This window comes from Wolbachia endosymbiont of Phyllotreta cruciferae, assembly GCF_918697765.1.
In the GTDB taxonomy this organism is placed as follows: Bacteria; Pseudomonadota; Alphaproteobacteria; order Rickettsiales; family Anaplasmataceae; genus Wolbachia; species Wolbachia pipientis.
Genome location: NZ_OU953855.1, coordinates 1,107,369 through 1,130,465, shown reverse-complemented (window position 1 = coordinate 1,130,465; position 23,097 = coordinate 1,107,369). Strand labels below are relative to the sequence as shown.

Genomic DNA, 23,097 nt, shown 5'->3' with positions numbered 1-23,097 from the left:
CAAGAATTAACTGACAGAAGAATTGAGGTAGTCAAAACTAATATCAGTCTCTTGTGTAATGCTACTAATATTTTTCTGAAAAGCAACATGTTTGCTATCAAGAAAAGTCTGCATAGGCGTCTTACCATAGCAATATTTACCTGAATGCGGTCTTGTTTCATTGTAAGAACGCAACCAATAATCAACATCAATCTGTAGACCTTCCAAAGAATTGTAGATTTTCTTTCTGAAGATAATATTGTAACACTCATCTTGCATAGTTCTATGAAACCTTTCACATATGCCATTAGTCTGTGGAGAATTGGCTTTGGTCCTAGAATGATCGATATTTTCGATTCCCAAATAAAGCTGATAAGCGTGATTTTCAGGCTTACCACAATACTCTGTTCCTCGGTCTGTAAGGATACGCAATAATGGCACATTTTGCTCATCAAAAAATGGTATCACTCTATCATTCAGCAAGTCAGCAGCAGTAATAGCCGTTTTGTCTGTATAAAGCTTGGCAAATGCTACTCGAGAATAAGTATCAATGAAGGTCTGCTGGTAGATTCTTCCTATACCTTTTATATTACCTACATAATAGGTATCTTGAGAACCCAAATAACCTGAATGTTCGGTGTCAATTTCACCATGTGCTTCTCTTTGTTCTTTAACTTTTTCTAAAGCTGCAAGTTGCTCTTCGGTTAATATAATTCCATCTTGAGCTACTTTTGCTTCCAGTGCTTTAAGTCTTTTCTTGAAAGTTTCAAGATCATTTCTCAGCCATATAGATCTCACTCCTCCCTGAGAAATTATTATACCTCTTTTTCTCAGTTCATTTGCAGCTCTTTCTTGCCCATATGCTGGAAATTCTGTTGCTATACCAATCGCTGCTCTTTCTATATCGTCGGAAACTCTATTCGCTAATAGAGGTTTTTTCTTACTTATCTCATGTAATGCTTCTTCTCCTCCATTTTCGTACAACTCTTTGAATCGATAAAATGTATCTCTTGAGTATCCCATCACTTTGCATGCTTGAGATACATTTCCTAGTTGTTTTGCTAGTTCTAATAACCCTAGCTTTGGTTTTAGTATTTTTGTTTGTATTGTACTCATTTCTAACACTCCTTTCTTTTATTATTTTATAACTTACTTTTTTAAAGTGTCAGATCAAGTCTTGTTTAATACAAATTAGTTATTGCTTTTCCTTGACGTTTATGTAGTCCAAGTTCTATCTGCATCACCATAATGTTACGTGACCAGCCATGTTCAATAGCTTTTTTTACATAAAATAATCTTATTTCATGACTTTCTATTTTTTCCAAAAGAGTGATATTGTGATACCAAGTTAATTGTGCAAGAGGCTCCTGCACAAATTCAACATCAGGATATTCTTCGGCAAACTTACGCATATACTTCAGATTTCTCGTGCTAAAGCCTTTCATTTCTGGAAATGTACTTCTCAAATCCTTACTTAATTGATCAATTACCTTAGCTCCCCAGGTATGTTCTTTTTGGCGTTTTAGGATCTCTGTACCAATATGGTGGTAAAGCAAAATAAGCTTACTATTTACTGCAAGTGCTGCCTTATAACGGTTTGTTGCAATACGATCTTTCAACTGCTCTAAAAGTTCTGTATATTCTTTTCCTATAATTTTTGTCATACGGTCCCTTTTAATCCATTATACAATTCTTTGTCTGTCGAGAAGACAATCTTTCGCTTGCCTGCAACTTTGAAGGGATTCCTTATTGACTTCAAAGTTGTCCATCAACTAAAATATATTGACTTTATGTGCAATATTAGCTTTAAACCAGTAAAACAAGCTGCTTAACATATGCGTTTTTTCTATTCTAATTATATTCTTTTTTTGTCTTTATGTTGTTTTCTGCTTTTTTCGTTACCTTCAACAAAAGCCCAAACGAATGATACGTCAGTTGTTCCTATACCACAAAGGAAAAAAGAATTGGTTGAGCACACTGTTGTAGCACAACCGAGGCAAATTATCGAAATGCAAGAAGAAGTCATTATTAACGAGGGTAAAGAATTCATTCCAATTCCAAAAAGAAAAAAAAGTGTAGAGAAAAAACTAAGAAGGGATGTTAGAGGGGCAAAAAATGAAATAGGAAACGAAAAAAGTGTTGAGAGCAAAAAGGATGAATTAGTTGTAACAGAAATTATTAACTCTATAAGAGACAAGCTCACAAAATGCTGGAGCATTCCTGAAAGCATAGCTTACAAAGAAAATTTTAATATAAAAATTAACTTATTGTTATCCAGTCAAGGCGAGATAATTATGGCGGATGTAGCAGACAGTGATTCCTATCGAAATAATCCACTTTTCAGGTCGATAGCAGATAACGCAATGCGTGCAGTATATAAATGTAGCCCATTAACCGGCTTGCCTACTCAGCACCACCACATTTGGCGTGAAGTAACACTAGACTTTATTCTATAGCTAAAGTAATTCTATAATTTAATAAGCCCACTGTATCCGTTCAGGCAATGGCGTCAACTTAAGGAAAAATATCAGCGATAGTGTATAAAATTTCTCTCTAAATTTTTTATCATTAAATTATCCAAAGAGTGCAATAAACAGCACTTTTGTTTCTGTTTTATTTCAACAAAGAAGTCTAAAATGTGTCCTTTTTAGGTGAAACATGCGTGCGCCAAGCAAAGTGCGTAAAGTCCAGTTGGTGAAAATCCAACCCAGGCAAAGCCTAGCCAGCAGGCTGGAACAAACCACTATGCTGCGTAAGGTAACGAGCGTAGTAAAGCTAGTGGAATGGACAACACAGGGTACAACGAAAGTGAAGGTATTGAGTCCCGAAATTCTCGATGTCATAGAGGTCGACACGTTGCATATAGTGGAAGACAGCAAGAAGGGTAACAATAGGGCAAGTTATCACTCACTCTATCGGGATCTGAGGCCGTATCACGTGTTGAGATGGAGTTTACGTAAACTTGGGAGATCCTTTGTATTCCTATTAAGGTACGTTGGAACAAGTCAACAAAGGCGAGTACTGACGGAAGATATAAAGGAAGTCGGACTGATTGATAGTACTCAGAGTGTGGGAAAGCCACATACAAGGGGAAGCGGTCAGCAATATAGTGACTGGTTTAGGAATTGCTATGCCAATACAACGGAGGTTGGAATAACGTGCAAAGAAAACTAAATCAGATAGCAGTAAGAGCCAGGCAAGATAAACGATTGAAATTTAATCGTTAATTCATCTGATAAACGCAGAGAATCTTGCTGAATGTTATAAAGAGCTAAAGCATAACAAAGCATGCGGTATAGACCAGGTGACAGTAGAAGCTTATGGAGAAAATCTTGAAGAGAAGCTCAACACTCTGGTGGATAGTATGAAAAGAAAGCGATATCAACCGCAACCAGTGAAAAGAGTATATATACCAAAAGCTGGAAGCAAAGAGAAACGCGGGCTTGGAGTACCGTCTACAGAAGATAAGTTAGTCCAGATAATGCTGAAGAAGATATTAGAAAATATTTATGAAGCTAACTTTCTGGATAACTCATATGGTTTTCGTCCTGGTAGAAGCTGTCATCAAGCGGTAAATGCACTAAATAAAGCAGTTATGTACAGACCAACTAACTATGTAGTAGAAGTTGATATCAAGAAATTCTTTGATAATGTCCAGCACAAATGGCTAATGAGATGCTTGAGAGAACGGATAACAGACCCAAACATACTGTGGTTAGTAAAACGATTTCTTAAGGCAGGAGTAGTCGAAGCAGGACATTATGAAGCAACTGAACTAGGCACACCTCAGGGGGGAATAGTAAGTCCTATACTAGCTAATATATAGTTGCATTATGTGCTGGATTTGTGGTTTGAAAAGAAATTCAAGCTAAGATCTAAAGGTTATATGGAGCTAGTTAGGTATGCAGACGATCACCTGATTTGCTGCGAAAGAGAAAAAGATGCTAGAGAACTCTTAGAGTCACTGAAACAAAGGCTAGGAAAATTTGGACTGGAAATATCTGAAGACAAAACAAGAATAGTAAAGTTTGGCAAAAAGGAGTGGCAACAAGGAATAAGGGAGAAACGAAAAACGGAAAGTTTCAACTTTCTAGGATTCACCCATTATGGTACAAGGAGTCGTAAAGGTAGAGTAATGGTAGGTCATAAAACCTCGAAAGAAAATCTATCTAGAAAACTTAAAGAAATCAAAGAATGGGTGAAAAAGATCCGAAATAAAGTTCACCTTAAAGATTGGTGGTCAATACTTAAAGCAAAACTAACAGGACACTATAACTACTTCGGAGTTAGCGGAAATTACCGGTGGTTGAATAAATTCTTCTGGCGGGTAATCAAGCTAGCGTATAAATGGATAAACCGACGTAGTCAGAAGAAGAGTATGAATTCAAAGCAATTTATACACTATCTACAAGTTAATCCATTACCAAAACCAAGAATATGCTACTCATTATATACAAAATAGGAAATGCTGTGAATACTACATTGTGGAGCCGTGTGCGGGAAAGCTGCAAGCACGGTTCTGGTGGGGGAGTCATAGCGATAAAACTTAATCAGGAGGATTTAAAACTATGACTTCTACCAAACAAAAAGGAAAAAATTTTATTCTACAAATTAAAAATATAATATACTCGAAAGCTTTTCAGAGAATCCATTGTGTTGAGTTTTACACGAACAAGAAAACTTCCTTTTTCGACAGTATTTTCTATGATTTTAAAGTTAGTTAAAAAAAGTTTGGGAATAGAATGTGAACTTATGGAGCCATTGACATGTACCCTCAAAGCAAGCTTTTTCTAAAGCAAGGTATAAGATTTGCCATACAGGCTTTCAAGAATTTAAGCATCCAAACAGCCTATCAGGATGAACCTGAGTTGGAGAGGCTATAGACTTATTGCAGCAGATGGTTCTGGTATGAGATTACCCAGCTCTGAGGAAATTGTATCCGAGTTTGGCCGCTTTAAACCAAATGGAACAACAGGCACAATGCCACCATTGGCAATTTGTTTGTTGATTTGTGTACTTCGCTGATTTGTAGTGCTCGTCTTGCGGCTTGGAATATAGGTGAACAAACGTTGGCGGAAGAGCAATTACCCGAAGTTATCACTCAAATGCGTTCATTAAATCAAAAGAAATTATTATTTATCTATGATCGTCTTCAGTAAAATTCATTCAGCAGCATTATGATTTGGAAGTAGATTTTATTTTTCGCTTGCAAAAAAGAAATTATAGCAAGCTATGGGAACGCTGGCGAATTAGATTTCGATTTTATATTAGAAAATGAAAAGCTAAAAAATAAAATGAAAGGACAGAAAGTAAGAGTTATAGTGCTGACATTAGCCAACGGAGAAACAGAGGTATTGGTTACTTCACTTTTTGATCGAGAAAAATTTACTTTGGAAGATATCAGCAAAGCTTATGTATTAAGGTGGCATATAGAGGAGTGCTATAAACGACTCAAAATAGGTGCAGAGTTAGAGAATTTTTCTGGCGTAAATTTAGAGGCTGTATTACAAGAATTTTGGGCAAACTTAGTCATGTGTAATATATTGTCGCTTCATATGTGTGATGCACAAGGGCCTTGGAATCCAGATCAAATTGCTAAGTATCGTTTAAATTTTTCGGTTTTATTTGGTGTAATGAGGCAGAAACTCTATCAGGTACTTATTGCGCCAAAAAACTTTCAAGCCCTTTTTGATAGAGCAAGTATACGCGCTAAAGTTAAAATCCGACCAGGACGATTGTATAGCCGCGATAAGGTAGATAAGCCCAAACGCCATCATGTCTTTAGGAGAGTTTGCTAATGGAGGCTCTTAAGTTGACGCCATTGCCTGAACAGATACAAAAAATCTATTGTTTTTTTATAAATTAAATCCTAAGGCATTTTTTACTGTAGATTAATCATTTGATTATAGTATCATTTTAATTAAGCTTATGCTTGGGATATTTATGAAAAATATTTTATATTTTATATTATTAGCTGTTGTATTCGGATCACTGAGCCTATTTGCTGTAGAGCAATTTGAAGAAAAGAAAATTGAATCAGTTCATAAAAACGAAAATGTAGGTGTAAGGAAGCAAGATAGCACAAATCAAAAAGATGAGTTAAAAAGCAACGTCGATGCTAAACAAACACAAGAGGCTGAGAGCAAAAGATTAGACGGCACTACCGATAAAGAGAAACTGCAACACAACGAGAACAAAGCTTTCGTGGTTGAAAAAACTATAAGTGAAGGTGAAAGGATTGATAAAGATTTGCCAAATGACCAGCTAGAAGGAAGCACAGACAAATTTGCTCAAAATTTACCAAATGTGGCCAATAAAGAAGTGAATAAAGATTTGAAACCAGAGCCTTTGCCTTTAAGTGCTGATTTAAATGAGAATACAGCTAACCCGCAAAAAAATCTACAAGCTGATCAGAAGATTGATATAAAAGATAATGAACTTTCAAAAAGTGATGCGAGTCAATTATTAGAGGGAAAAAAAGAAAAAGTAGAGAATCAGTCTGAAGAAAAAAAAGTGAAAGAAACAAACAGTAATTCCAAGGACCGCAATAGAGTAAAACCTATAACTAAAAAAGATGAAGAAGAGCAAAGTGAAAAGAAAAGTTTACAAAAATGGACAAAGCTAAACAGAGAACCAATAAAAGAATGGGGTCATAAAGACATACAAAGCAAGTCAATATATAAACGACAATATGATAGCCTTAATGAGCATCTTCCTACAACTGTGTTTATTGATGATTACAGTAAGCAATTTTTTTACTGCATTAAGAAGAACAACTTAACTTGCTTAAGAGGAGTAATAAGTAAGCTAGAAAAAATTGGATTAACAATTCAAGAGATACTAAGGTTTAGAAATAAATTGGGTGATACTCCTCTCATTTATTCAGTTAAACAAGGTGAGGTAGACATAGTGCGCTTTCTCTTATTACAAGGTGCTGATCTTAGAGTAGTTAACAATAATTTTCAATCCCCAATTGATATAGCAATCGAAAAAAAGCAGATCAATATAATAAATGCGATTGCCGAAATGATGCCACATCTTTTGGAGGATAGAAAAATAGACAATAAAGAAAGCTCAGCAATGTACGATTGGGCTGTGAAAACGAAAGAAATACAGTGCGATAAGCAAGATGATTAGATTTTTGATATTAATTTTAGTTGGTCATTTATGTTATGGAAACGAAACAAATGATGAAAAAAATCAGATTAGTGATTTTTTAAACGCTTTGCATGATGCAAAATACGTATCTTACAGTAAAAAAGACTTTGCTGAATTTTTGGTGCAGTGCCACAAAGAGGGCGTGCCAGAAGACTTTAAGAAAGGTTTTGGTTCTAACTTAAATGGAGCTAATTTTAACCAACTGTACCTAAGTAAATCTGTTTTTGATGGAGTAAGTCTGATTGGTGCTGATTTTTCTAACACCGATTTATCCGACGTGTCTTTCATTGATGTTGATTTACGTGGTGCTAATTTCTCCAATGCTAATTTACATGGCATTAAAATAAAAGGTACAAATTTGAGTTTTACAAAATTTGTTTCTGCAAACTTAACAGATATCGTATTTGATCAGTCTAATGTTAGTTATGCTGATTTTATCAGTTCCGATCTCAAAAAAGTGAGTATGCACAACGTAATTGGTTTGCATACTAATTTCTCGAATGTGAAAATGAATTTCTCCAACTTATCAAACTCGAATGTTAGCCACGTAAATTTTAGTGATAGTGAAATAAACGATACTGTTATGCAGAAAAACAACCTTGATAATGCAAGTTTCTTTGGAGTGGATGCATATAAATTAAAGATACAATTTTCTTCATTAAAAAATGCTAACATATATGGTGCAGAGTTAAAAGAATCAGACTTTACAGGTAGCAATCTTTCCGCTGCCTACCTTAATTCTTCTATCATAATTAACAGTAACTTCGACGAAACTAATTTAAGCAACACACAAATTTCCTATGTGAATGACGATAATTCAAGTTTTGTTCAATCTATACTAAATGGTTCCAAGATAAAGCATACATATGTTTCTGAAGCAAATCTTCAGGATGCTGATTTATCCAATATTGATTTTAGTTTTAGTGAACTGCATCAAGTTAATGTCTCTAATGCTGACATTCGTCACGGAAAGTTTCATAATACTAAAGTTGCGAATTCTAACATGAATGGCTCATTTTTTGACCATTCACTATTCACCTCTGCGAAGATAGAAGATTCAGACCTTTCTACAACTTCAATGTATAAGATAAAAATCCAAGACTCTCAAGTTTATAACAGTACACTTTCTCGCCATAATATTGATTCCAGTGAAATAGAAAATTCAACATTCTTTAATTTATTAGCTGATAATTCGAGCTGGTCCAATTTAAAAGTAACTAATTCAAATTTTATTGAAAGCGATTTCAGATCTTCTTTGCTTCACGCTAATGCCTTTAGGAAAACTAGCTTTTTTCTTAGCAATTTGAGTAATTCAACAATTAGTGATATGTCTTTTCTCTCTTCAAGCATATATAAAAGTTCAGTTGCTGATGTTCACTTAACAGGTTGCAAATTTGATAATTCAATTTTGATTGACAATCAAGGGCAGGAGAAACTCACAGGTTCAGAAAATGCTATAACTTCAATTGAAGATTTGCAAGAGAAAATATCACAGGGTGAAAAATTTAATGTAAATTATTCTTACTTTGAATTTAAGAATATGAATTTAGAAAATGCCGATTTTTCTAATTCAACATTGAGTAGAGCAAAGTTTGTAAACGTTAATTTGAATAAGGCAAATTTTGAAAAGACCGATTTGCGCTATACTGTCTTTGATAACTCTTCTCTCATTGGCACCAACTTATCAAATTCTAATTTAGAAGGTTCTAGCTTTTTAAACTCTGATCCAAAAAGCACCATGTTAAAAAATGCAAAGAAAAATGACCGTAAAAAGTGAGGGCGTATTATTGGTTCTATCCTCCCCTTCTGGAGCTGGAAAAACTACTATATCAGCAAAATTACTTGAGCGATCAACTAATTTAGTTAGGTCTGTTTCTATGACTACGCGCGAGCCTCGCCCCGGCGAAATAAATGGAAAAGACTATTTTTTCGTTACCGAAGAAAAATTTCACGAGTTATGCAAAGCTGGCCAAATGCTTGAATACGCCAAAGTTTTTGAGAATTTTTATGGTATACCAAGAGATTTTATAGAGCAAAACCTGAGCAGTGGAATAAGCGTTTTACTAAGCATAGACTGGCAAGGAGCATTTCACTTATTCAAGCTCATGAGAAAAAAAGTTGTGAGTGTTTTTATACTTCCCCCTTCAATGGAAGAGCTTAGGTTGCGTTTGCAAAAGCGTAATAGTGATGATGCAAGCGAAATAGAGCGCAGATTAGCCGAAGCTCAAAAAGAGATAAGCAAACGTGATAAATATGATTATGTAATAATCAATGATGATATTGATAAAAGTGTAGAAGAGATAAGCTCCATACTAAATAAAGAAAGACTTAAAAAACTAAAAGAAAAACCAAGTCTGGAAGACTGATAAAAACATCAATTTGGATATTTGCAGCTATAGTTTCTTATCCTATTTTAGCCAATAGCACATTTCACAGTTTAGCTATATTTATTATTTTTTAAGATTAAATGGTTAAAATAGTAGCAACTGTTCAAGTGAGGTTTAACTATGACGGCAAATTTTCTCACAGAAATTAATTTTCTGCCTTTCCACCTATATTTTGATCACATATACAACGTTTAGCTCAATTTAAAAGTCAAACTTCTTGGTTGTTAGTTTAGTGCTGACAACTTAAATAGCTTTTAATATTGAGGTTTTAGTATGGGTATAGATATAACTGCACTAACTACTAATGCAGATAAATTAGGTGAATGCATAGATAAAAATAAAAAGCAAGAGCAGGATAGAAAAGACGAACAATTATATGGCATTATAGAGAGAAAGGTAAAAAAAGAAGAACACAAGCGTGAAAAACCAAGAGGTCAAGATGGAACCCTCAAGAAGTGTAAAAGGTTATTTGAGGAAGGTGCTAGCTCTGAAGTACTAACTAAATTAGAAGAATCACTTAGAGAACAAGAAAAATATTATAAGTATTATGTCCAATGCTTTCTTCCGGTATTGAATAGAAAAATATCGAAAGAACTAGACCCTATAAAAAAAGAGGAAATAGGACAAGCAATTTCAGAAATTACTTATAATAGCAGATATTGTTTTACCCACAACCGTAGGGACAGCGAAACAGAGAGTGGCTACGGCAGTGATGTTGAAGATGATCATGAAGTAGAAATAAGCAACGAAATAACAAATAACAATGCTCTACTACTAAAAGCGATCAAAAATGGAAATAACAGGAAATTTAGAAAATATCTAAAAGATTGTACGGATATTAGCAGCATAAAAGCTGAAGAAGGGAAAAATATTTTACACCTCATTGCGTCGTTGGAAAAGAAACAGAAATGCAAGTTTCTGGGTACCCTAATAAAAACGGTCACCAAGGAAGATTTAGCACAACTTGTTGATAGTGAAAATCAGGACGAAAAAACTCCTCTTCAGGTGGCACTAATTAACAAGATAACAAAAGAAAAACATGAGTCTCATACAATCCAAGATAACGATAACACACTTAAGTTTCTTACAAAATTGTTAGAGCATGGGGCCAGCTCTGATAATTTAGGATTATCTACAAAAAAATTACAAGACTTAAAAGAAGAGCAAAAGACATACTATCGTAATTTCTTAGAAAAATTAGCAGAGTCAGTAAAGAAGTCTAAGTTAGACCAAAAGACAGAAAACTCGGTAGTAATTAAAATCGCGAAAATTACCGACGGTGGTTACCCATTACATAAAGCAGTTTCAGATAAAAATATAGATAGATTTAATGATTTGCTACAGAGAGGTGATGATATTACTACTAAAAATGCAGATGGTGATACGGTCTTACACTGTGCTGTGACATTAAAGAAAGAAGCAAAGTGTAACTTTACTCAGCTTATACTAGAAAAAAACAAAGAACTGGTAAATACTCGAAACAAACAGCAAACACCTCTTCACCGATTACTTCAGTATATAGAAAAAAAGAGCGGGAAACAATCATGTACAGGTAAAAATTTTGAAAAAACTAAAAGGTATGAAACCCTAGAACTATTGCTAAAAAATGGTGCAGATATTACTGTGCAAGATAAAGATGAAAAAAATGCTCTGCACTATATTGCTTCATTCAAAGGAGAACAAAAAGTTGCATGTTTGAAGTTGACTTTAGGTAAGGATGAATTTAGTAAGGCTATAAATGCTGTTAACGGGAAAGAGCAAACACCTCTTCATCAGTTGCTTCAGCATATAAAAGAAAAGAATGAGGATCGATCATGTACAGATAGAAAATTTGAAAAAACAAATAGATATAAAGCCTTAGAGTTATTTTTACAAAACGGTGCAGATATTACTGTGCAAGATAAAGATGAAAAAAATGCTCTGCACTATATTGCTTTACTAAAAGGAGAACAAAAAGTTACATGTTTAGAGTTGATTTCAAATAAAGATGATGCTGTAAATACTACTAACAAGGAAGGGCAAACACCGCTCCATCAGGTACTCCAGCGCATACAAGAAAAGAGTAAAGAACCTTCATTGAAAAATAAAATAAAGAATGTAATAAAAAAAGAATTTAAGGATACTGGCAGGTATAAAACCTTAGAGTTATTTCTACAAAATGGTGCAGATATTACTGTGCAAGATAAAGATGAAAAAAATGCTCTGCACTATATTGCTTCATTCAAAGGAGAACAAAAAGTTACATGTTTAGAGTTGATTTTAAATTCGGTGGAAAAAGAGAAATTTAGTAAAGCTGCAAACGCCGCTAACGAAAAAGAACGCACACCACTACAAGTAGCGCTAATTACTAAGACGACAAAAGATAAACATAATTTGGTCAATCCTAAGAGCCGTGATAACACGATCAAGTTCTGTGTAAAATTATTGCAAAATGGTGTTGACCCAAAGCAGTTAATACTACCCGAAAGATTATGGAGCAAAGAGTATTATAAAACTATAAAAGGAATAGAGAAATCAATGGGTAGAGCGCTTATTCCAGATGATATGAGAACTGAACTGAAGTGCAACTTTGGCAGGAAGTTAAAAGCACGCGATATTGTGAAGTACATCAATAATGTTGCTTGTAAAGCAGTGACAACGCTTGTATTTGCTGCTTTAGCCTGTGCAGCAATATTCAGTGCTTCTCAAGGAATTATTACAATTGCAACTGCCTCATCTATTATAGCAGTTATTGGAGTTTGTTATCTTATTTACTTGAATTTAGAAAATATTTATGAAGGATTTGGAAAAATTAAAGGAAAGTTTACTGAAGAAAAGCAACTTACACTTCAAGATAACGCACCAAAAAATGATACACAATGCAATAACTCTGTTAAAGATATAGAAAATAAGTCCAACGATTTAGAAGAGCAAGAGGTGCAAAAATCATCAAATCAATCAGAGCATACTGAGAGTCCTCCAGACACTAAAATGAGTGCCATATCAATAATGAACTCGTTGAAAAATTGTGTAGGGATAGTGTAACTAGTAAACCCTCTTCTCTGGCGCTATGAAATCAATCTCACCGCTCAGAGTTTTTTCAGCCACTTTTTTATAATCAATTTTTACGTTAATTTGCCCTTTCTTTTCTTCAAGCCACGCTATAGTGTGCTTCATCCAGTTTTTGTCATCACGTTCAGGAAAGTCTTCACGAGCATGGGCACCTCTGCTTTCCTCGCGATTAGCTGCGCATTCCATGGTAATAACCGCTTGTGGGATCATGTTAGCAAGCTCCAGTGCTTCAACTAAATCACTATTCCACATCATACTGCGATCCTCAAGTGAAATATCAGGCATCATTTTTGCTACCTTTTTTATAGCTTTTTTGCCTTCTTCTAAAACTTCAGCAACACGGAAAACTGATGCGTATTTTTGCATAGTGTTCTGCATTTCACCGCGTATTTTTGCTACTTTTAGCCCACCGGAAGCAAATCGCATTTTATTAAACCTATCTACTATCCAGTCTGTGCAGTCTGAATGCAATTTTTTATGTGGTGTACCGGATTTTAGTTTCTCTTTTGCTCTGAGCGCTGCAGCTCTGCCAAAAACCACAAGATCAAGAAGCGAGTTAGAACCAAGTCGATTTGCACCGTGCACAGAGACACACGCAGCTTCTCCAATTGCAAATAGTCCATCTACCACTTCTTCCTTACCTTGCTTCAGCGTGATCACTTCTCCATAATAATTGGTTGGAATGCCACCCATGTTATAGTGAACAGTCGGAATGACCGGTATTGGATCTTTAGTGACATCAACTCCAGCAAAAGTTCTTGCGGTTTCGCTAATGCCCGGCAATCTGAGTTTTATTACTTCCGGATCAAGATGTGCTATAGTTAAATACATGTGATCTTTTTTCGGTCCAACTCCTCTTCCCTCTCTAACTTCAATTGTTATTGCACGACTTACCACATCACGGGAAGCTAAATCTTTTGCTTTTGGTGCGTAACGTTCCATAAACTTTTCGCCCTGAGAATTAACGAGATATCCCCCTTCGCCACGGCATCCTTCTGTCATCAAGCACCCTGAGCCATATATTCCTGTTGGATGAAATTGTACAAATTCCATATCTTCAAGTGGTAATCCAGCCCTTACCACCATGCCGTTACCATCACCTGTGCAGGTATGCGCACTTGTTGCAGAGAAATAAACACGTCCATATCCACCTGTTGCTAGCACCACTCTATGCGCACGAAATCTATGTAATGTGCCGTCGCATAGCGACCAAGCAAGAACTCCGCAGCATGTTTCGCTATCCATAATTAAATCAATCACAAAGTATTCAACAAAAAATTCAGCGTTGAATTTAAGACACTGCTGATATAGAGTGTGAAGGATTGCGTGCCCAGTTTTATCTGCCGCCGCACAAGTGCGTTGAGCTGATTTTCCTTTACCAAAGTGAGTTGTCATTCCACCAAAAGAGCGCTGGTATATTTTGCCATCTTCTGTACGAGAAAAAGGTACGCCAAAATTTTCAAGTTCAATAACAGCTTTAGCAGCGTTTTTACACATATATTCTATTGCATCTTGATCACCAAGCCAGTCTGAACCTTTTATTGTGTCATATGCATGCCAGCGCCAATCGTCTTCACCGATATTACCTAAAGCTGCACTAATTCCGCCTTGTGCTGCAACTGTATGACTTCGTGTAGGGAAAATTTTAGAAATGCAGGCAACTGAAAAATTAGTTGCAGCCATCCCAAGCGTTGCTCTGAGCCCTGCTCCACCTGCACCTACTACTACCACGTCATACTCATGTTCTATGATCTCATACGCTGACTTATCCATATTTACTTATTTTATCATTACAGGCTTATGATATCACAGAAGTAGAAAAAATCTATACAAGTTTTCTATAGTTAAGACGTCATGCCGCCGCGGCGCTAACAAGTAGCGGGATGACGGTTGTCGGGGTGTCATGAAAGTAGCTGACACTTGGGGTCTATGTTTTTTCTGGTCACACGTACAGCTGTACGAACATTGTGCTACTAGTAGGGTGTGTATTAAACAAGACTTGATCTGACACTTTAAAAAAGTAAGTTATAAAATAATAAAAGAAAGGAGTGTTAGAAATGAGTACAATACAAACAAAAATACTAAAACCAAAGCTAGGGTTATTAGAACTAGCAAAACAACTAGGAAATGTATCTCAAGCATGCAAAGTGATGGGATACTCAAGAGATACATTTTATCGATTCAAAGAGTTGTACGAAAATGGAGGAGAAGAAGCATTACATGAGATAAGTAAGAAAAAACCTCTATTAGCGAATAGAGTTTCCGACGATATAGAAAGAGCAGCGATTGGTATAGCAACAGAATTTCCAGCATATGGGCAAGAAAGAGCTGCAAATGAACTGAGAAAAAGAGGTATAATAATTTCTCAGGGAGGAGTGAGATCTATATGGCTGAGAAATGATCTTGAAACTTTCAAGAAAAGACTTAAAGCACTGGAAGCAAAAGTAGCTCAAGATGGAATTATATTAACCGAAGAGCAACTTGCAGCTTTAGAAAAAGTTAAAGAACAAAGAGAAGCACATGGTGAAATTGACACCGAACATTCAGGTTATTTGGGTTCTCAAGATACCTATTATGTAGGTAATATAAAAGGTATAGGAAGAATCTACCAGCAGACCTTCATTGATACTTATTCTCGAGTAGCATTTGCCAAGCTTTATACAGACAAAACGGCTATTACTGCTGCTGACTTGCTGAATGATAGAGTGATACCATTTTTTGATGAGCAAAATGTGCCATTATTGCGTATCCTTACAGACCGAGGAACAGAGTATTGTGGTAAGCCTGAAAATCACGCTTATCAGCTTTATTTGGGAATCGAAAATATCGATCATTCTAGGACCAAAGCCAATTCTCCACAGACTAATGGCATATGTGAAAGGTTTCATAGAACTATGCAAGATGAGTGTTACAATATTATCTTCAGAAAGAAAATCTACAATTCTTTGGAAGGTCTACAGATTGATGTTGATTATTGGTTGCGTTCTTACAATGAAACAAGACCGCATTCAGGTAAATATTGCTATGGTAAGACGCCTATGCAGACTTTTCTTGATAGCAAACATGTTGCTTTTCAGAAAAATATTAGTAGCATTACACAAGAGACTGATATTAGTTTTGACTACCTCAATTCTTCTGTCAGTTAATTCTTGTCTGTCAGATTAAGTCTTGTCTTTTACAACTTAAGTTATCAGCCATTTTGTATTCAAAATCTTTTTATATTTTAAATTTAGCGTTAGATAATTCTTCAAGTGAGTTTGTAATCTCTTCAGTTAGCGTCTCGTGAATTTTTTCAGTGTCACTCAGTGATGCAAGCAGTGCTGAAACTCTATTTGGAACATTAAGCAAATTATTACGTACAACTCTTGCTACGTTAAATGCCTCACTTTTTACTTCCTCTACTGCTACAAGTTCTCCTATTTCAGCTTTTGCCTTTGCTTCTAGCAACCTTCCTCGCTCCATTTCATTTTTTATTCGCGTTTTTAGCAACATTGTAGAAAGGTTATTTGTATTTTCGTTTTCTGGATTTTTCCTCCTAAGTGGCTGACTTGGATCTCTTATTGCTGCCACCGCTTCATTTGCTTGTTCTCTATTGATCAAACCATCCTCCAACTCAACTATTCCTTTTTTTACTAAATAACAGACATATTGCTTTGATACTCCTATCTCTCTTGCCCATTCTGTTTGTGTGATTTTCACTTTTTTTTTCTCCTCTCTCTTGTTTCTACGAATTTTCTTCTTGAATCTCTGAAAAGGTTTTGCCAGTATCAGCAATTCCCTACCTGTTTATACTTGCCGGCGTCTTAGAGATATTTTACTAATATAGAGCGAAGTACTCCGGTTTATAGCTGCTTTCTTTTTACATAGTGAAATTTGGCTATTTTCAACTAATACTATAAATTGCATCTTTGTAGTTATGAGATTCAACCACTACTTGCTCTAGCGTTAAACTGCTGCATTTGGCATCTTTACTATGGTTTTCTTCAAGCACTTTTGTCCTTGCTTCCTTTATTTCCTCAATGAACTTTCCATTAACTTTTTCTGGTTCAATTCTTTCCTCACAATATACAAGATTTGTGCAATTTGTTTTTCTGTAGTAATGTACTCCAAGGAATATCACTGATAGTGCAAGTATACTCGAGCCTATAAGTAGTGATAACCCTACGTTATTAATCAAAGCGTTCTGGTAAAACTTCTGTACACTATTAATATCACCTTCTACATACAGTAATAAAGGCAATACTATATTTGCAGCAACCAAACTGCTTAATAATGCTGTAAATAATGGCCTATCTTTGATTACTGATTCTACTTTATTTCTTCTACTAATGACTTTGTCGTCAATATTAATGAAATTGTTCTTACCCTTCCAAGCGTTAAGTGTAAAATGTGAATGAGTACCATTGCTGTATTCCAGTTTGACTGATTTTATTACTTTATCTTTTGGTTGATACTTTAGCACCTGATTCAAAGTTTCATTCCCATTCTTTCTCCCTACTTGACACTCTTCAGTATCTCTAAATTGCTTTATTCCACAAAATATCGGACTAATTGCAACCAATAGTGCAACAGCTAGAATTGGTATAGTCACATAGATGGTACTGTTTGCAAAAAATGCAATTAATTGTGCTTTATTCTGTAAATATACCAAAGCTGCAGAAACGCTAAGTGCAACAGCAGCTATACCGAAAATTATAAATTCCTTCTGCTGCACTGTATATTTTACTCTTGGCAAAATTCTATTTGTTTTCTTTTCTTTTTTAATTAACGGGGTTTCTTCATTATCACTTTTTTCTGATGGGCTAGTTGAAAGTGTAACTGGACTATCATGATTTAATGACATATTCTCCCATTCTTGCCTGCCACAAAACTCACTCATTTCTGTTACTTGAGAATTTGATCTTGTCACCTCTGCACTTCTATTGTCTATTCCACTATCACTTCCTTCCAAACTCTTTTTTAAAAATTTCGTATTCAGATCTACAGGTTCATCAGTTATATCTTCTGATTCTTTCTTAATTGATGTTTCTTCAGAATTTGACTTTTCTATCTCTGGACTTTGATCATTTATTTCACCATCTAAACCTCTTTTCGAGAATCTTTTACTTTGGTCTATAGTTGCATACATAGGTTCTCTTATAGCTTCTTGCTCATCACATTTTTCTCCATTTAATTGGAAAGAAGAATGTGGTAGCCTTGGTGGTGCAATATCCTGAATAATACTCAACCGATGATTTTCTGCTGTTCTAGGTGAAGGTGGAGCTACATTTCTAATATTGTCCTTCTCCAACATTCCATTCCTAGGTAACGGCTTTGGTTTATCTCCTAATTCTTTATCCTCTTCCTCTTTTTGCATTTCTTTTGTATTGTCTATTTTGGGGTTGGAAGATGTGTTTGATGCTGCCTCAAACTGATCAAGATAATACGGATGGTTATATTCTATTCCATTTGCCTCACAAACTGCATTAAATTCGTCCTCTATGTCTTTACCATCATCAAATACTAAAGAAGAACAACTCACTGAAAAATCAGCACCTGCTTCGTCTATTTTTGCTGTAATACTGCTATCGCTACTATTGCTAATCACATTTAAAGAAGCTAGTTTGCATTCAGTGTTCAGGTCAGGTTCTTGCTTCGTACCTTTTTCAAACAATTCAATTCTCTCCTTAACAGATAGTGTAGAATTTGAAACATTATTTTCTACTTCTTCAGAAAACGATGCTTCATTATTTGTTTGCGACGTTACTACTCCAGCTAACGTCTTTTCTTGATTCATTGAGTACACCACATTTAATCCAAAGTTATTTGTTACGCTAAACTCATTAAAATACGGTATATACCAGTAAATTAATATTACAACTACCAAGGCTTACTAAATTTCTGTTTGCGTTATCTTTTCCACTTTTTTCTTACTGTTTTTCTTCTTGAATCTCTGAAAAAGTTTTACCAGCACCAGAAAGAATTGCTTCCCTACCTGTGTACACTTGCCAACGTTTTATGGTTACATCTACAAATTTTGAATCTAGCTCTATTGTCCTACAAATTCTTCCTGTTCTCTCACATGCAATCAGTGTACTTCCAGAACCGCTAAATGGATCAAGTACTATGTCTCCTGATCTGCTGCTGTTTACTATTGCTCTCTCCATTAGCTCTACTGGCTTCATTGTTGGGTGCAGTGAGTTATGTATTGGCTTATCATAAAACCACAGATCACTTTGATTTCTACCGCCATGCCACTCACGTTTATTGCCGCTTTTCCATCCATAAAGCATTGCTTCGTATTGTCTTTGATAATCTGATCTTCCTAGCGTAAAGTGATTCTTCGCCCAAATGATAAAAGTTGACCATTTTCCTCCCGCTTCCTCAAATGCTTTTTGCAACGTTGAAAACTCTGATGATGATGCACAGATGTAAATTGCACCTTTAGTATATGCTAAAATATGAGTACAAATATCATAGAGAAAAAGCTCATACTTTTCACCTTGATTATCGTTTAGTATCTTTTTATCCTCTCTTTCTTGACTGCTACCATAATCAACGTTATATGGAGGATCACAAACAGTAATGTCTGCCATTTTATCATCTAACAGCGCTTTATATGATTCAACTACAGAGCTATCACCACAATAGATTCGATGATCACCTAAAATCCATAGATCACCTGGTTTTGTTATTTCTACCTTTTTGTCATCACCAACCAAGTCAGAAAAATCTTCTTTTTCACTATCTAAATCATCAAGGAAATGTTGAACTTTTTCTAATTCAAATCCAGTCATTTTAAGATCAAACTGTAAATCTTCTAACTCTTGAATTTCTACTTTCAAAAGCTCATCATCCCACTTTGCCCAATTAGCTGATTGATTTGCCAGTAATCGAAAAGCTTTAGTTTGTGGTTCATTTAAATTATCACTTAAGACCACTGGTATACTTTCCATACCAAGTTTTCTTGCTGCTTTAAGTCTTAAATGACCATCAACCACAGTGCCATCACTTTTTGCAACTATTGGTATACGAAAGCCAAATTCTCGAATAGAAGCACACATTCTGTTGACCACATCGTCATTTTTACGTGGGTTACGCTCATATTCAACTAGGTTTCGAGTAGGATAGTAGTGGATTGCTAAATTCATATCTTAATAATTAAAAAGTTAATATTCAAAATATATCTGACGCTAGAGAAGGCCTGGGGTCGAACCCACCAAACCCGCCATTATGGCCGAAAGGACCCACTTTTTATGGGTTTTTTGTCTTATTAATATCTTTACTAATATAGAACATTAATGCCAAAGCATCGGCCTCATTATCATCTCTAGGTGAAAAACTTTTTTCACGTATCGCTTCAATAACTTCACTCTTACTTGCATTGCCTTTGCCTGTTATAAAGCGTTTTATAGTTTTAACATTAACACCTTGGTAGGGAATATTGTTCTCTTCACACCAAGCAGACAGAACTGCGAGAAAACCGCCATAGCAATGCGCTGCATCAGTTCCTAGATGTCTTCTTACTTCCTCAAAATACACTGCAGTGAACTCATGTTTCAAAGAATTAAGCCAATTGTGAAAACTTAAAAAACACATTCCACCTCCACTGAAACGGCTACCATGAAAGCTTTTGCTTCCACTTTCAATTACTCCATCTGTTAGAATTGCCCAGCCGGTTTGCTTGCCGAGATCTAGCGTTAAGATTGACGTACAAAAACTCCTTTGTGTAATTAAAGTTCAATGCCCTGTATAATATATATGTACGATGACTCGCAAATTCGTCCGCAATTTTGAAAAAAAATTAAAAAAAATTTCATATCCTGCCATTTGAGTTTTTTTCATCTTTACTTATCTTAATAACTATTTTACATAACTTATATTACGCCAATATTTATATTATTATATTATCATATATTATATTTTACCTGTATTTAAATATATATATAATATATATAAGACTTCAGTAATCCGTAAACCCTCTTTACTGGCCGATTTTAGCCACTTAACTTTAGAAACGGCTTTTAGGAATAGAACATAAAAAAGACAATATTATCAATAACTTAACGATTACTGCTTTCTGAAATACTAATTAGTAACTCAGAAATTAGGTACGAAATTGGTAGTTTTTTACCTATGAAAAAGTAGCTTCAGTAGTGTATCAAAACGTTTAAATCTTATTTTAACTTTTAAAGATTTTATTCTTTTAGATAAAAAAATTATTACTACTTTTTTATAATAAATTAGTCATACAAAGTCTTGGTAAAAATCTCTATTCATGAAACTTTTGGAGTTTTTATGAAGAATTCTTATCAAGGAATCGATTCTACAATTGTTAAACATGTGAGATTTCAAGCTTCGCGCCTTAAATCCAAAAGCTGTTTTATTAACGAAAGTCTCGAAGATATAGAACAAGAGCTTTTTTGTCAGGTTTGGCAATATCTTAACCAGCACGATGAGAAAAGAAGTAGTTTTAGTACTTTCGTTGCTAGATTAGCTAATTATTGTGCTCGCAATATGTTACGCAATCAGTTATGTCTAAAACGTAATATAACTTTTGATGATATAAACGACGATATTCCAGATCATAGGAACTCGGAAATCGAAGCGATAATTCGCACTGATATAAATAATATAATTTCAACTTTGTCTGAAAAAGATAGTAATTTATGTCAATTACTTAAGGTATTTACTATTACTGAAGTTTCTGTAATAACCAAAATACCAAAGACAACTATCTATCGCACACTAGAACGAATACGCAATAAATTCTCAGTTTTAGAGAAGTTATAAGCTCTCGATTATATTTGCTCAAAATTTTTTTTTTGCAAATTGCGGACGAATTGCCTAGGTCATCGTACATATATATTTAGGTACTGGGAGAAAAATGAAAATAATGAACAGCAATGAACGGCTAAAAGTTCAAACAGGTATAAAAATGGTCATCTTTGGTCCTTATGGTATAGGTAAAACTAGTCTCTTAAAGACCATAAATGAACCAACACTTTGTCTTGATTTTGAGGCAGGTTTACTTGCTGTTCAAGATTGGCAAGGGGATTCTGTAAGTATTCGTACTTGGAATGAGGCAAGAGATATTGCATGTCTCATAGGTGGTCCTAATCCTGCGTTAAAATCTGACTCAGCATATAGCCAAAGACACTATGAGCATGTATCCAGTAAATACAAAGAGCTTGCTTCGGAGTTTCTCAAGTATCGATGTGTTTTTATCGATAGTATTACAGTAGCCTCGCGTTTATGTCTTTTATGGTCAAAAATGCAACCTGAAGCTTTTTCTGAAAGATCAGGAAAACAAGATATGAGAGCTGCTTACGGGTTACTTGCTCAAGAAATGATGGCTTGGCTCAATCAGTTTCAACATATTCCAAATAAAGACATCATTACAGTTGGAACTCTTGGACAATACCTCGATGATTTCAATCGCTCAACTTGGCTACCTCAATGTGAAGGAGCTAAAACTGCAAGTGAAATTCCAGGTATTGTTGATGAGGTAATCAGTATGGTTGGAATCAAGAAAGATGATGGTACAGAGGTTCGTTCATTTGTCTGTCAGACGATTAATTCTTGGGGATATCCTGCTAAAGATCGAAGTGGTTGCCTTAATATGGTTGAAGAACCGCATCTAGGAAAACTTCTTACAAAAATTAAAACTAAAGCTTTTGCAATTCAACCTGTCACGCCCAACATATAGGAGGTTATTATATGCTACAAAACTTTTTAACTATTGGTCAAAAAATTCCTTTTTTCAGTGTGAAAGAATACTTGGACGATCGATCGCCAATACCAGAGGATATAATCTCACCAAGAATTTTAACAAAAAGAGGCTTATTGGTACTGGGTGGCCCACCTAAAATCGGCAAAAGTGACTTTTTGATTTCATGGCTCGTTCATATGGCTGCAGGTGTTCCTTTTCTTGGTATGGTTTCAAATAGACCTTTAAAAATTTTCTACATGCAAACTGAAATTGAATATGAATATATGAAAGAACGTTTGCAACAACTTGATAATGAACTTTTGAATGTAGCTGCTAACAACTTAATCATTACGCCAAAAGTGCACTTATCATTTAATCATGATGAAATAAGTGAAATTAAGGAGATTGTAAATGAACGCTTTAAACCTGATGTTTTGGCCATAGATTCATTACGTAACATCTTTAGCAGTGAATATGGGAATGAAAATGATAATAGTGCTATGCTGTTCTTTCTGCAAAAGACTCTTGAGAAGCTACGCAGTGCTGTCAATCCAGATGCTTGTATTGTACTCACTCATCATACAAAAAAATTATCGAAAAAGATGCTCGAAGAAGATCCATTTCAAGGCCTAAGTGGTGCTGGATCTTTACGTGGATTTTACAGTACTGGTATGGTGATGTTTGCTCATGATGAAGAAAGCAGTGCACGCCAGATAGTATTTGAGCTTCGCAATGGTGAACGCGTGCCAAACAAACTTGTCGATAAGATAAATGGTCATTGGCAGCTAATGGAATAGCTAACTTTCACTTTAAAGTCAACTTATAGGAGAG

General features: G+C 35.1%; 16 protein-coding genes and 2 pseudogenes. 11 read left to right on the top strand and 7 right to left on the bottom strand.

Features of this window, described 5'->3' with window-relative positions; all coding sequences use genetic code 11:
• Positions 1-6: 6 nt before the first annotated feature.
• A complete protein-coding gene (locus tag NL281_RS05220) occupies positions 7-1,095 on the bottom strand; it encodes an IS481 family transposase (protein WP_253303703.1) in 1,089 nt (362 codons plus the stop codon).
• 65 nt (positions 1,096-1,160) lie between these two features.
• On the bottom strand, positions 1,161-1,643 hold the full coding sequence (locus tag NL281_RS05215; RefSeq protein WP_253303065.1) for a DUF1016 N-terminal domain-containing protein: 483 nt from the start codon (positions 1,641-1,643) through the stop codon (positions 1,161-1,163).
• A 171-nt stretch (positions 1,644-1,814) separates the two neighbouring features.
• On the opposite strand from NL281_RS05215, the gene NL281_RS05210 reads away from it, so the two are divergent.
• From NL281_RS05210 to NL281_RS05175, 7 genes and pseudogenes are all read left to right on the top strand, one after another.
• Entirely contained in the window at positions 1,815-2,435 is a 621-nt protein-coding gene (locus tag NL281_RS05210; protein WP_006279909.1) for a hypothetical protein, read from the top strand.
• 908 nt (positions 2,436-3,343) lie between these two features.
• Positions 3,344-4,441: pseudogene (gene ltrA / locus NL281_RS09250) on the top strand (group II intron reverse transcriptase/maturase).
• Positions 4,442-4,547: 106 nt separating this feature from the next.
• Positions 4,548-5,777 (top strand): annotated as a pseudogene (locus NL281_RS05195) (IS4 family transposase).
• Between the two features lie 145 nt (positions 5,778-5,922).
• Positions 5,923-7,116: an ankyrin repeat domain-containing protein gene (locus tag NL281_RS05190; RefSeq protein WP_077188062.1), complete on the top strand. Its 1,194-nt coding sequence runs from the start codon at positions 5,923-5,925 to the stop codon at positions 7,114-7,116.
• Complete coding sequence (locus tag NL281_RS05185; RefSeq protein WP_253303064.1) at positions 7,109-8,914, top strand: pentapeptide repeat-containing protein; 1,806 nt, start codon at positions 7,109-7,111, stop codon at positions 8,912-8,914. The genes NL281_RS05190 and NL281_RS05185 overlap by 8 nt, the downstream gene beginning before the upstream one ends.
• Entirely contained in the window at positions 8,898-9,503 is a 606-nt protein-coding gene (gene gmk, locus NL281_RS05180; RefSeq protein ID WP_253303729.1) for a guanylate kinase, read from the top strand. Before NL281_RS05185 ends, gmk begins: the two co-directional genes overlap by 17 nt.
• Positions 9,504-9,797: 294 nt before the next feature.
• Complete coding sequence (locus NL281_RS05175; RefSeq protein WP_253303063.1) at positions 9,798-12,548, top strand: ankyrin repeat domain-containing protein; 2,751 nt, start codon at positions 9,798-9,800, stop codon at positions 12,546-12,548.
• Here NL281_RS05175 and sdhA read toward each other — a convergent pair whose 3' ends face one another.
• Positions 12,549-14,348 (bottom strand): succinate dehydrogenase flavoprotein subunit, encoded by a 1,800-nt coding sequence (gene sdhA, locus NL281_RS05170; protein ID WP_253303062.1) that lies wholly within the window; start codon positions 14,346-14,348, stop codon positions 12,549-12,551.
• 284 nt (positions 14,349-14,632) lie between these two features.
• On the opposite strand from sdhA, the gene NL281_RS05165 reads away from it, so the two are divergent.
• Positions 14,633-15,721 (top strand): IS481 family transposase, encoded by a 1,089-nt coding sequence (locus NL281_RS05165; RefSeq protein WP_253303703.1) that lies wholly within the window; start codon positions 14,633-14,635, stop codon positions 15,719-15,721.
• Positions 15,722-15,791: 70 nt separating this feature from the next.
• Here NL281_RS05165 and NL281_RS05160 read toward each other — a convergent pair whose 3' ends face one another.
• From NL281_RS05160 to NL281_RS05145, 4 genes are all read right to left on the bottom strand, one after another.
• Positions 15,792-16,274 carry a hypothetical protein gene (locus tag NL281_RS05160; protein ID WP_015589000.1) on the bottom strand — a complete coding sequence of 161 codons (483 nt, stop codon included), beginning with the start codon at positions 16,272-16,274 and terminating at the stop codon, positions 15,792-15,794.
• Positions 16,275-16,458: 184 nt separating this feature from the next.
• On the bottom strand, positions 16,459-18,351 hold the full coding sequence (locus NL281_RS05155; RefSeq protein ID WP_253303061.1) for a hypothetical protein: 1,893 nt from the start codon (positions 18,349-18,351) through the stop codon (positions 16,459-16,461).
• Positions 18,352-18,484: 133 nt separating this feature from the next.
• Positions 18,485-19,705, bottom strand: coding sequence for a DNA modification methylase (locus NL281_RS05150; RefSeq protein ID WP_253303060.1), 1,221 nt, complete (start codon positions 19,703-19,705; stop codon positions 18,485-18,487).
• A gap of 103 nt (positions 19,706-19,808) precedes the next feature.
• Positions 19,809-20,261, bottom strand: coding sequence for a crossover junction endodeoxyribonuclease RuvC (locus tag NL281_RS05145; protein WP_226079873.1), 453 nt, complete (start codon positions 20,259-20,261; stop codon positions 19,809-19,811).
• 591 nt (positions 20,262-20,852) lie between these two features.
• Between NL281_RS05145 and NL281_RS05140 the strand changes: the two genes are divergently transcribed.
• The 3 genes from NL281_RS05140 (at position 20,853) to NL281_RS05130 (ending at position 23,063) form a co-directional block, all read left to right on the top strand.
• Positions 20,853-21,347 (top strand): sigma-70 family RNA polymerase sigma factor, encoded by a 495-nt coding sequence (locus tag NL281_RS05140; protein WP_010962699.1) that lies wholly within the window; start codon positions 20,853-20,855, stop codon positions 21,345-21,347.
• A 94-nt stretch (positions 21,348-21,441) separates the two neighbouring features.
• Positions 21,442-22,263: an ATP-binding protein gene (locus tag NL281_RS05135; protein ID WP_253303059.1), complete on the top strand. Its 822-nt coding sequence runs from the start codon at positions 21,442-21,444 to the stop codon at positions 22,261-22,263.
• A gap of 11 nt (positions 22,264-22,274) precedes the next feature.
• A complete protein-coding gene (locus NL281_RS05130) occupies positions 22,275-23,063 on the top strand; it encodes an AAA family ATPase (protein WP_253303058.1) in 789 nt (262 codons plus the stop codon).
• Positions 23,064-23,097 lie beyond the last annotated feature (34 nt).

What these genes read in the sequence shown, in the direction of transcription:
- NL281_RS05140 (WP_010962699.1), top strand. Translation starts at nt 20,853, where the DNA reads ATGAAGAATTCTTATCAAGGAATCGATTCTACAATTGTTAAACATGTG.
- NL281_RS05175 (WP_253303063.1), top strand. Translation starts at nt 9,798, where the DNA reads ATGGGTATAGATATAACTGCACTAACTACTAATGCAGATAAATTAGGT.
- NL281_RS05215 (WP_253303065.1), bottom strand. Translation starts at nt 1,643, where the DNA reads ATGACAAAAATTATAGGAAAAGAATATACAGAACTTTTAGAGCAGTTG.
- NL281_RS05165 (WP_253303703.1), top strand. Translation starts at nt 14,633, where the DNA reads ATGAGTACAATACAAACAAAAATACTAAAACCAAAGCTAGGGTTATTA.
- NL281_RS05135 (WP_253303059.1), top strand. Translation starts at nt 21,442, where the DNA reads ATGAAAATAATGAACAGCAATGAACGGCTAAAAGTTCAAACAGGTATA.
- NL281_RS05130 (WP_253303058.1), top strand. Translation starts at nt 22,275, where the DNA reads ATGCTACAAAACTTTTTAACTATTGGTCAAAAAATTCCTTTTTTCAGT.
- NL281_RS05155 (WP_253303061.1), bottom strand. Translation starts at nt 18,351, where the DNA reads ATGAATCAAGAAAAGACGTTAGCTGGAGTAGTAACGTCGCAAACAAAT.
- NL281_RS05220 (WP_253303703.1), bottom strand. Translation starts at nt 1,095, where the DNA reads ATGAGTACAATACAAACAAAAATACTAAAACCAAAGCTAGGGTTATTA.
- sdhA (WP_253303062.1), bottom strand. Translation starts at nt 14,348, where the DNA reads ATGGATAAGTCAGCGTATGAGATCATAGAACATGAGTATGACGTGGTA.
- NL281_RS05185 (WP_253303064.1), top strand. Translation starts at nt 7,109, where the DNA reads ATGATTAGATTTTTGATATTAATTTTAGTTGGTCATTTATGTTATGGA.
- gmk (WP_253303729.1), top strand. Translation starts at nt 8,898, where the DNA reads ATGACCGTAAAAAGTGAGGGCGTATTATTGGTTCTATCCTCCCCTTCT.
- NL281_RS05150 (WP_253303060.1), bottom strand. Translation starts at nt 19,705, where the DNA reads ATGAATTTAGCAATCCACTACTATCCTACTCGAAACCTAGTTGAATAT.
- NL281_RS05210 (WP_006279909.1), top strand. Translation starts at nt 1,815, where the DNA reads ATGCGTTTTTTCTATTCTAATTATATTCTTTTTTTGTCTTTATGTTGT.
- NL281_RS05190 (WP_077188062.1), top strand. Translation starts at nt 5,923, where the DNA reads ATGAAAAATATTTTATATTTTATATTATTAGCTGTTGTATTCGGATCA.